At 63.9% G+C, this 10,637-nt stretch carries 8 protein-coding genes; 2 read left to right on the top strand and 6 right to left on the bottom strand.

What is annotated here, in order from left to right:
- The coding region (locus AC1DYX_RS22220) for an OmpL47-type beta-barrel domain-containing protein (RefSeq protein ID WP_477262858.1) at nt 1-6,721 on the bottom strand (6,721 nt) is incomplete at its 3' end.
- Nucleotides 6,722-7,348: 627 nt separating this feature from the next.
- Between AC1DYX_RS22220 and AC1DYX_RS22225 the strand changes: the two genes are divergently transcribed.
- Nucleotides 7,349-8,512: a tyrosine-type recombinase/integrase gene (locus AC1DYX_RS22225; protein WP_477262860.1), complete on the top strand. Its 1,164-nt coding sequence runs from the start codon at nt 7,349-7,351 to the stop codon at nt 8,510-8,512.
- A gap of 242 nt (nt 8,513-8,754) precedes the next feature.
- Nucleotides 8,755-9,054, top strand: coding sequence for a hypothetical protein (locus AC1DYX_RS22230; RefSeq protein WP_477262862.1), 300 nt, complete (start codon nt 8,755-8,757; stop codon nt 9,052-9,054).
- 37 nt (nt 9,055-9,091) lie between these two features.
- Here the strand turns inward: AC1DYX_RS22230 and AC1DYX_RS22235 are convergent, their stop codons facing one another.
- The 5 genes from AC1DYX_RS22235 to AC1DYX_RS22255 all read right to left on the bottom strand — a co-directional run.
- Nucleotides 9,092-9,436 carry a hypothetical protein gene (locus tag AC1DYX_RS22235; RefSeq protein ID WP_477262864.1) on the bottom strand — a complete coding sequence of 115 codons (345 nt, stop codon included), beginning with the start codon at nt 9,434-9,436 and terminating at the stop codon, nt 9,092-9,094.
- A gap of 120 nt (nt 9,437-9,556) precedes the next feature.
- Nucleotides 9,557-9,694, bottom strand: a complete 138-nt coding sequence (locus tag AC1DYX_RS22240; protein ID WP_477262866.1) for a hypothetical protein — start codon at nt 9,692-9,694, stop codon at nt 9,557-9,559.
- Nucleotides 9,694-9,852 (bottom strand): hypothetical protein, encoded by a 159-nt coding sequence (locus AC1DYX_RS22245; RefSeq protein ID WP_477262868.1) that lies wholly within the window; start codon nt 9,850-9,852, stop codon nt 9,694-9,696. The genes AC1DYX_RS22240 and AC1DYX_RS22245 overlap by 1 nt, the downstream gene beginning before the upstream one ends.
- Nucleotides 9,853-9,871: 19 nt before the next feature.
- Nucleotides 9,872-10,237, bottom strand: a complete 366-nt coding sequence (locus AC1DYX_RS22250; RefSeq protein WP_477262870.1) for a hypothetical protein — start codon at nt 10,235-10,237, stop codon at nt 9,872-9,874.
- The coding region (locus tag AC1DYX_RS22255) for a hypothetical protein (protein WP_477262872.1) at nt 10,237-10,637 on the bottom strand (401 nt) is incomplete at its 5' end. The genes AC1DYX_RS22255 and AC1DYX_RS22250, both read right to left, overlap by 1 nt.

Genomic DNA, 10,637 nt, shown 5'->3' on the forward strand with positions numbered 1-10,637 from the left:
GGACCGTGACGGTCGCCGTCTTCACCGTCTTGTTGCCGGCCTTGTCGGTCGCGGTAAAGGTGACGGTGTAGACGCGATCCTTCTCGGCACGCACGCTGAAGGTTGTCGACGGCGTGCCGAAGTCGGCGTGGATGTCACCCAGGCCGCTGTCCGGCTTGTCGCTCGTGATGCTGGTCAGGACCACGGATTCGATCCCGGCACCGTCATCCGTCGCGGACAAGGTGGCGATGACCGGCACCATCGTATGGTTCGGCGGCCAGATCGTGGACTTGTCCAGCGCCACGGAGAGCGTCGGCGCGGTCTTGTCGACCTTGAACTGGATGGWCTTGGTCTGCTCCACGTTGCCYGCCTSGTCSCGGCTGCGGWAGSYCACCGTGTAGACGCCTTCGGMGAACGCGAGCKCCTCACCCGAGGTSGCCGTCCATGCGCCGCCRTTSACCTGRTACTCSGTCGTCACCGCACCGCCRTACGAWCCCGGGTTSACGGCCAGSGTCAGGGAGACGTCSGTCGTGTACCAGCTGTTCTTGCCGTTGGGCGAAGCGGGGAGCATYGCGACGCTGGTCGTCGGCACGATCTTGTAGATGTTGCTGACCACGATACTCGTCACGTTCGACACGTTGCCCACGGCGTCGGTGCCGCGCGCGTAGACGGTGGTATCGCTCGCGACCAGCACGGTGCCCGTGTACGGYSTCCAATCGCCGTCGCCGACCTTGAACTCCTTGACGGCGGCGTCGGCCGGGTACGCGATCGTCACATTGACGCCCTGGTTGGTCGGGGCGGTCGTGTCAACGACCAGCGAGGCGCCGACCGGCGGGATGCGGTCGATGTTCGACACGCTGTACTGCGTCACGTTGGACACGTTGCCCGCCGCGTCGGTGCCACGCGCGAACACGATGCCGTTACCCGACATCACCACCGGTGCGCCGTACGCCGTCCACGTCCCGTTTTCGCCGATCTTGTACTCCTTGACGGCGGCGTCGGACGGGAACACGACCGTCACCGTCACGTCCTTGTTGGTCGGATCGGTGATGTTGGCCGAGAACTGCGCATCCACCGGCGGGGTACGGTCGATGTTGGTGACGGCATAGGTGGTCACGGGCGAGACGTTGCCGGCGGCGTCCGTGCTCTGCGCATAGACGACGGCATTGTCGGTCACGACGACAGGCCCCGTGTAGGGCGTCCACCCGCCGGCGTCGCCGACGCGGTACTGGCGTACCACCACGTTGGCCGGATAGGTGATGGCGACGGTGACGTTGCCGGTGGTCGGGTCCATGCTGCTGGGCACGAAGCTGGCGCCCGCCGGCGGGACCTTGTTGATGTTGGCGACGGCCAGGCTGGAGATCGCCGAGACGTTGCCCGACGCGTCCGTGCCGCGGACATAGACCGTGGTGTTGGCGGTCACGACGACCGGGGCCGTGTAGGCGGTCCAGGCGCCGGTATCACCCAGTTTGTACTCCCGCACGGTCGCATCCACCGGGTAGTAGATCGACACGTTCACGTTCTGGTTGGTGGGCGCCGTCACGTCCGGGTACAGGCCGGCGGCGGCCGGGGCGGTCTTGTCCACCGTGACCGTCACCGTGTGTTTCTGCTCGACGTTGCCGGCCCAGTCCACGCTCCAGTAGACGAGCGTGTGCGTGCCGTCGGTGGTGAGGGCGACGGTGGTGCCGGTCTGCTGCGCGCCGCCGTCTACGGTGTAGTAGGTCGCTTGCACGCCCGAACCGCCGGTGTCCGTCGGGGTCAGGATCACGGCCGTGTCCTGGTTGACAGTGCCCGTGGGCGCATTGTCCGTCGTCACCGGCGCGGTGGTGTCCGCCGCATGCAGGGAACCGTGCAGGCGCACTTCCGCCATGTTGCCGCACCAGGTGCCGCCGTTGTAGATGCGGATGTAACGGTATGGCGTCTTGGGGTTGCTGACGGCGAAGGTCTGCCAGTCGATGGTGGAAGCACCGGTGCCGGCGATCGTGGTCCAGGTGCTACCGTCATTGGAACCCTGGAACACGATACCCTTGGCGCGGCCGGCCTGGTCCTGGCGGGCCAGCAGTTCGACGGTCGTCAGGTTCACCTGGTTGCCCGACTTGAAGTCGAAGATGATGTACGCGCCGACGCAGGAGTTGGTGCTGCCGATCCGGAAGTCCGACGTGGTGCCGATATTACTGTCGAACAGGACATCCACGTTGGTCTTCGTCGCCGCGGCCGTATGGTACGAGGTCGACGACGAGTCGATCAGCGTCGCCACCGTGGAAATGTTGCGGATCACGTCCGATTCATCCACGAGATAGACGCCGCTGCCGTCCGTCGTGGCCGAGGCCGGATAACCGGCCGTGCCGTCCTGCAGGGTGTAGTTGACGGTGAAGCCCACGGTGCCCGCGGCCACGCCTTGCGGCAGGGTCGCGGTGGCGGTGAAGTTGATGTTGTCCGTCGTCGTCACCGTGGCGGCCTGGCCCTGGATCGTGGCCGTGACACCCGAGATGGCCGACTTCGCCGTGAACTTCAGGGTGACGGCATTCCCCGGAACGATGCGTTTCACCAGCGTCGTCGACGGGCTGAGCGATTGCGCCGAGGTGATCGACGCGGTCGAGATCAGCGCGGTCGACGCGGTCGTGCCGTACAGGCGCAGCTCGGACATGTTGCCGTACCACTGGTTGCCGTTGTAGACGCGGATGTAGCGGTACGGCGTGGACGAACCGACGGTCAGCGTCTGCCAGTCGCCCGTGTTGCCGGCCGCATTGGAGAGCGTCGTCCAGTTCACGTTGTCGTTCGAGCCCTGGAGCACGACGCCGTTGATGCGGCCGAYCTGGTCCTGGCGCGCCAGCACTTCCGCGCGCGACAACGTGGCCGTGCCGCCGGCCTTGAAGTCGAACTCCAGCCAGGCGCCGTAGCCGCTGCCGTTGACGCGCATGTCGGTGAAGGTGCCGGCGTTGCTGTCGAACAGGTTGGCCACCGAGCTGGCGATGTCCGTGGCGTTGCGGCCGCTGGAATCGGTCATCGTCGCAACGCTGGACAGCGTGCCCAGGCTCAGGTTGTTGGTCTGGTCGGCGATGGTCAGCGAGGTGCCGTCCGTCGTCTCCGTTGCCGGATAGCCGGCCGTGCCGTCCTGCTGGGTGTAGTTGACGGCGAAGGTCACCGGACCCGGCGTGACGTTCTGCGGCAACGTGACCGTGGCCGTGTAGTTGATGCCGTCGGTCGTCGCCACCGTGGCGTTCTGGCCCTGGATCGTGGCGGTGACGTTGCTGATGGCCGTCTTCGCGGTGAAGGCCAAGGTCACGGTATTACCCGGCACGATGCGCTTCAGCACCGCCTGCGACGAACTGAGCGACGCGGTGGCGATCCGGGCGATGGACTGCGTGGCGCCGTACAGACGCAGCTCCGCCATGTTGCCGTACCACTGGCCGCCGTTGTAGACGCGGATGTAGCGGTAAGGCGTGGGCGAGTTGACGGTCAGCGTCTGCCAGTCGGTCGTATTGCCGGCCGCGTTGGAGATCGTGTCCCAGTTCGTGTTGTCGTTCGAGCCCTGGAGCACGGTGCCGTTGATGCGGCCCGAGTACTGATCCTGGCGGGCGATGACTTCGGCGTGCGACAGGGTGGCAGAACCGCCGCCCTTGAAATCGAACTCGACCCAGGCGCCGTAGCCGCTGCCGTTCACGCGCATGTCGGTGACGGAGGCGAGATTGCTGTCGAACAGGGTACCCACGGAGTTGACGATGTCCGAGCCGGTGCGACCGCTGGAATCGCTCAGCGACGTGATGCCGAGCAGGTTGCTGATGTAGTCGGACTGGTCGGCGATGAACAACGATGAGCTGTCGGTCGTGAAGAACGTCGGCTCGGCATCCTGGCCGGATGCAGTCTTGTAGTTCAACAGGAACTTGACCGTGCCCGTCGGCGTGGCGGCGTTCGTGACCAAGGCCGCGGTCCAGTTCACGTTGTCCGTCGTCGTGATGGTCGCGGGCAGGCCCTGGATGGTGGCCGTGACATTGTTGATCGGTTCCGTGGACACGAAGTTGAGCTTGATCGTATTGCCCGGAATGATGCGCTTCTTCAACGCCTGGTCGGAAGCCAGCGTCACCGCGGACAGTTTGTTCACCGTTTCATAGCGCGTGCCGAAGATGTGGAACTCGCTCAGCTCCAGCATGCTGCTGGACGGCTGGATCATGGCGATCTTGATGAAGCGGAAGCGCTGGTTCTGCAGGTCGGACTCCACCGGCAGGTTCTGCATGTCTTCCGTCACCGCCGTCAGGCCCGGAGTCAGGCGCGTCCAGGTGGCGTTGTCGTTCGAGCCGTACACGGTCGTACCGCCGATGCGCTCGGGGAAGCTGGTACGCACCTGCAGCCCGAACGACGTCGCGGCGACCTTGAAGTTGGGGCCGAAATCGAGCGTGTGCGTCCGGTTCTGCGCCAGGTAGTAGCCGACGAAGCTGTCCGGATTGTTGTCCAGCGCGTTCGGGACCTGGTCGCCGAAGGTCGACGACACCAGCATGTTCCTGTAGTCCAGACTACCGTCGCTGATCACGGGCGTGAGCAGCTGCAGGCCGGCCACGGCGGTCTTCAGCGTCGCCAGCTTCTGGAAGAACACGTCGTCGGACGCGCTCGAGATCACGCTTTCGATGTCGTTGTAGGCGGCCTGGTACGTGGCAACCGTCGAGGTCACGTAGGGCAGGGCGGTGTTGTACGGGGCGATCACCGCGCCCACCGCCGACTGCCGGTCCGCGCTCACGACCACCGTGACGCGCTTGGTGACGACGGAGGTGCCGTCGCGCGCTTCGACGACGAAGCTGTAGGTGCCGGCCTGCGTGGGCGACCAGTTGAACGCGCCCGTGCTGCTGTTGAAGGTGGCGCCGGCGGGCAGATTGTCGATCTGGTAAGTCACCGTCGCGCTCGCGCTCGAATCCGTCGCCGCGAAGTTGGCGGTGACGGGCAGGCTGGAGCCGCTGTAGGTGTTGATGCTCAGGTCGGCGTTACCCGCGCTGAACGTCGGCGTGCTCAGGCTGCCGCCCGAAATGTTGATGTGGTCGAAGTCGACCGTGGTGCCGTTGCCGACGATCGTGATCGGCAGGAAGTCGCCCAGCGTGTGCGCGAGCGGCAGGTACATCCACTGGCCCCCGGTATCCGGCAGCTGGATGCTGTCGCCGAAGGCTTGCATGGTGGCGACGCCGTTCGTGCGGATCTTGAGGGCGATGCTGCTCGAACCGTTCGCATAGCCGTACACGGCCAGGTTGCTGCCCTCGGCCGTCGCGGTGGTCCGGATGAAGGAGGCCGTCGCGTCGGTCATGGCGACGGAATTGGCATCCAGCGGCGTGAAGCGCACTTCGACTTCGCGCAGCGGATCGGTGATGGTCTTGACCAGGTACTGGCCGCCTTCGGCCGCGGCGGCTGCCGGAATGAAGAGCCAGAAGTCGCCGCCGCCATCGCCGCCGTCCCAGTTGTAGATGGTGCGGTTGGCGAACAGGCGCGTGAAGTTGGGGGCGACTTGYGCCATGTTCACGCCGCGCGTGTACTGGTAATAATAGTACAGCTCCCAGGTATTCTGGGTCAGGCGGCCGCGGTAGGCGCCCGCCACCTTGTGGTACACGACGGTGGGATTGCCGTATGCATCGGTGTGGGAGGCGGTCGGRATCCAGGGAATCTCGTAGCCCTGCATGTAGGCGCCGAACTGCTCGGCGGCGTGCAGGATGCGGTCGTCCAGGAACTCATACGGGCCGACGGCGTTCGGCGCGGCCGAGGCCGTACCGTCGACGGGGTCGACCTTGGTACCCTGGGCCATCAGCATGCGCGCCAGGATCTCCGTGTTCGTGATGTCGCCCGCGCCGTGCGCCTGGTCGCGGCCCATCTCGACGTGCTGCACGGCGGGCGTCACCTCTTCGCCCGTATCGTCGTTCCGGGTCACCAGCCGGAACAGGGCCTTGATGGCGCCGTTCTGGCCTTGGTCATCCGCCACCTTGTTCACGGTGAACCATTCGACCGTCTTGTTGTAGTTCGCACGGTCGCCGGCAAAGATGTACCCCGACATGGCACCGATCGTCGTGTACAGGTGCTGGTTCATGAAGTGATCGGGGCTACTGTCGTCCGTATTGATGGTCGGCAGGACGAAGTTATTCAGGAAGAGGTTCGTGTCGTCGTCGGTCCACGCCAGCGAGGCCGTCTGGTAGCTGGTGTAGCGCAGGATCTCCGCCGCGCCCACCATCCGCTGCAGCGGAATGCCGGTGTGGATGTGCGCGTCCGTGTAGTACGCGAACTGCGACGGATCCATCTGCTCGTACAGGCGGATGATGCGCATCGCGTTGGCGCGGTACGTCTCGTTACCCGTCACGTAATACAGGATCGCCTGCGTGTAGGCGGTCAACGCGTCCTTGATGAAGATGGATTCCACGCCCTGCGAGTTGAGACCGTAGTAGCGTGGCTTCGTGCTGTCGGAAGCGCTGACGTTGGCGATGGCAGGGGACAACGAGGCCGCGCCCGACAACAGCATCTGGTTGAAATACGTGTTCCAGGGCTCCTTGAGCGCGCGCACCTGGGTGCGCATGTTCTCGAGTACGTCCTTGGTCAGKCCAACGCCAGGGTGCCTGAAGCCGCTGGCGTCGATGGTCTCGTTGACCGTGGGCAGGTAGGACGTGATCACGTCCGATGTGGTTGCGGCACTGGCCGTCGGGCTTGCGAGAGGCAAGGCGCCGACGGTGAGCGCGCCGATGAGTGTGAGTCCTGGTAGTCCTAAGTCACGCCATTTCATTGGCTACTCCTTCATCCTGGCTGGTGTTGTTCTGGTTTAAGAAGGGAAAGGGGAGAGCGGGCTGCGCTGGAAGCAGCCATGGCGGGGGGCAAGAAAAATCTGAACATGGTCGTCTCCTCTGCTGGTGCCACATCGTGGTGTACACCTTGTTATCCATAACATGCTCTGTGACGATTGTAGTCAAACTCGACCATATACATACATGTTTTTTTCGGGCCTATCCATACGACGCCGACATACGGAACACGGCAGGAGTGGCCGAAAGAGATGGATCAAGCAGCAGACGCCGTCGCGAGCGACGATCGATGGGGCGGAAGGCTGACTTTCGTGCCGGAAGAACAACGTTGCGCACCGATTTTGGGCGCAATGACGCAAGTGCACCTGTTGCACGCTAGATACATCCGGAGCCCATTTTGGCGCGGACGAGCGCCGGAAGGTATCGATACCTCGAACTGTCGCGAGAGGAGAGACTGGCAATCCACGAGCAGCTGCGGGGCGCGCCGGCGCCGCTACAGCACTTTCTTTTAACTCGACATTATCGAATATATTGTCGAGTTAAGTCTGGAAACCGGCAAACTGGTATACTGTACGAAAACACAGCCCCACCAGCCCGATATCCACGCATCCATGCCGAATTTTACGCCCATCGACCTCGGCCCATCGATACCGGAAGAGATCACGACCGGCGCCAGCGGCCGCCTGCACGTCAAGATGTATCGCCAGGCCGACGACGCCATCACGGAAGCGACGACCGACATCGAACTGGCCCGCGAGTTCATCGCCCACGGCGAATTGAGCGCGAAATCCATCCAGAACACCCAGAAGGAATTGTTCCGCTTCCTGACGTGGTGCCGCGAAGAAGCCCGCAAGACGCTGGGCCAGCTGAACGTTGCCGACCTGAACGCGTACAAGGAATTCCTCAAGGATCCGCCGCCGGAGTGGGTGTCGAAGACGAAATGGCCGCGTACGGATCCGCGCTACCGGCCGTTCACGGGCCCGCTGTCGGACGCGAGCCGGCGCCAGGCGATGATCGCCGTCAAGGGCCTGATGGGCTTTGCCGAGCAGACGGGCTACCTGCGCCGCAACCCGGGCACGCTGGTGCGCAACGTCCGCGCACCATCGTCCAGCCGCATCACACGCTACCTGACCCTGGGCGCGATCGCGCTGGCCCTGGAAACGGTCGCGCAACGCCCGGCCGATACGCCGGCCGCGTTCCGGCGGCGCGAACGCGACCGCTTCCTGCTCGTCGCCTTCGCCCACACGGGCGCGCGCCTGAACGAGATCGTGAGCGCGTCCATGGGCTCGATCTACACGGAAGGCAACGGCCGCTGGTGGCTGGACGTGCTTGGCAAAGGCAACAAACCGCGCCGCCTGCCGGTCCCACCGGACATGCTGGACGCTTTCCGCGCCTACCGTCAGGCGTTCGAACTGCTGCCGCAGACGGGCCGGACGGACCGCACGCCGCTCGTGCTGTCGAGCCGCAGCCGCGACCTCGTGCGCATCACCGACGAGGCAGCTTCGGAAGCGATCAAGGCTGTGTTCGCCGATGCGGCGCGTATTGCCGACGCCCGCGGCGATGCGGACACGGCCGCCACGCTGCGCCAGGCGTCGGCGCACTGGCTGCGCCACAGCATGCTGACGAACCACGCGAACAATGGCGTGCAGCTGAAGACGCTGCAGGACACGGCGGGGCATGCGAACATCGCGACGACGGCGGCGTACCTGCATAAGACCGACAATGAACGACACGACGAGATCATCGCGTCGGTGAATGGACGCGCGATTCTGTGAGACCGGTGTACCGGGCCGCTTCGGCCGGCCCGGTGTTCTTTACGGGACGTTTACTCTGCCGGGGAGGGAAATCCGGGCCTGATGCCGGGCTCGGCACAAACAGAATTTGACATAATATAGATTATGCGTATTTGGGGCTGGGCGGAAACGGTAAATATCCAAGGTAAATCATCGTTTCTATTTCGATATGTTTTTGCTGGGCCGGGATACGATTATCTCGGCCCTTTTTTATTGGAGTCTTCGTGCGCTACCCGAATCTGAGATACGGCAACCCGACTGAATTCGCCTACTACGCCATGGGCATCCCGTTGCCCGATCTGGCGCGCCGCCTACGCCGCGACGAGCGCACCGTCCGCGACTGGCTCAGCGGCCGCGCGCGCGTGCCTTGGTGGGTTCCTGAGATCATGCGCCTGAAGCGCCTTGAGGCCGATCTACGTCACCGCCAGATGTTCTGGGCCGTGCCGGTCAAGAAGTCCGTCATGAAGCTCGGCGTCGTCACCCCGGCCGGTGACGTCGTCTCACCTCTGGAACGAATAGCGTAACGCGTCACGGAAAAGGCCCGCATTTAGCGGGCCTTTCTCATTTATCGATATGCTTTTTCCTGTATTCCACACCGTAACACGACTCCAAAAACTTTACTTTCGGATCGAAGTTATCGACCACACGGGACTCGACTTCCCCAGGGTTCATCTTGTCGGTGCAGACATATGCGGCATGGTCTCCGGACTTGCATACTTTCACCACTTCTACGCACATGCCAGCCGGAACAGTGCCGGTGTTCTTTATTTGGCACTGCAYAGCATTTCGCCCAGTCGGAGAGCACTTCCACGCGAAACCGGTTCCCGCATCGTCCTGCGCCCTCGCCTTCATCGGCAAGGCAACTACGGCAAAAGCCGCGACGAGTGCGGCAATATAAATTTTCATCGCTTCCTCAGAGTTATCCGAAAGCAATAATGGTAACGGAAAAGCCCGCGCATGCGGGCCTTTCTCACTTCTTCCGGCGCTTGAAGCGGCCGTTTTTGCCTCGCGGCGGCAAACGTTTGCTCATGGTGTGATCCCCGCTTTGACTTCGACACGCACAAGACGCCGTTCGACGCTCATGCCCCATTTGAACAAGCCCGCGCCGCCCGCGAGGACGCCTCCAGCGAGGGCGCCAACGATGGCGATCGCGTAGCCTTCCATCACTTCACCGCCACGCCTTCACGGCGCACGATGGCGACGACGCCACCGATCACGCCCAGCCACGCCAGCGGGTTACGCGGTTCCGCGAACGCCGCCTGCAGCGCCGGAATCRGGGCCGAGATACCCGCCCAGGTGCTTGCCTCTTTCAATCGATCCATCTGTGATTCTCCTTTCAGGTTACATGCCGTGATATCCGGCTTCGAGTTGTTGAATTGCCTTGAGGTCCGCCGCCTGCTGCGCGGCGCTGTAGTTCGTCGGCTGGCCCGTAACCGGGTCCGGTTCTGCCTTGTGTACGTAGTCGTACCAGATGTCTCCCAGCGTGCCGTCTTCGCGGCCGGCGAGCCAGCGCGCGAGCGACGAGGCGCCCTGGTATGCGATGTTGTCGCTGCTCGTCGGGTCGACATACTTTGCCGCGTCCTTGGTCGCGTCCCACACCTGCCCCGCCGTGTCCGCGACGGTGCTCGCGGCCTTGGTCGTCAGGTAGATGACGGCCAACGCCACCCCGGCCACGATGAGCACTTCAGCCTTGAGCGCGGATGCCATCACCAGCCCATTTGCGCGAGGTAGTCGACGCCGCCCGACGCATCCGTCGTGTCCACGCCGCCCGACAGCGCGCCCGTGATGTCCGAGTAGATCGAATCGACCGGCTTGCCGTCGCTCGTGACGACTTGGCCGAGGTCGTTCCGCATCAGGAACGGCGTCCCATCCGTGCTCGTGCCGTTCGCGACGAGCGCCTTCCATGTGCCGCCCAAGACTTTCGCCCATAGCTGGTTGTTCACGTTGTTCGCGACGGGCGACGCGCCCGGCGGCGCCGCGGTGCGAGGCGCCGCCGTGGCTTTCTTGCTCATGACGAGCATTGCGCCCACTGCCGCCAACAGGAACATCATGTTTTTGTTCACGCCGTCACCTCGTAACCCGCCTTGCGCAGGATGTCCGTGTAGTA

Source organism: Massilia sp. P2_C2 (genome assembly GCF_056404615.1).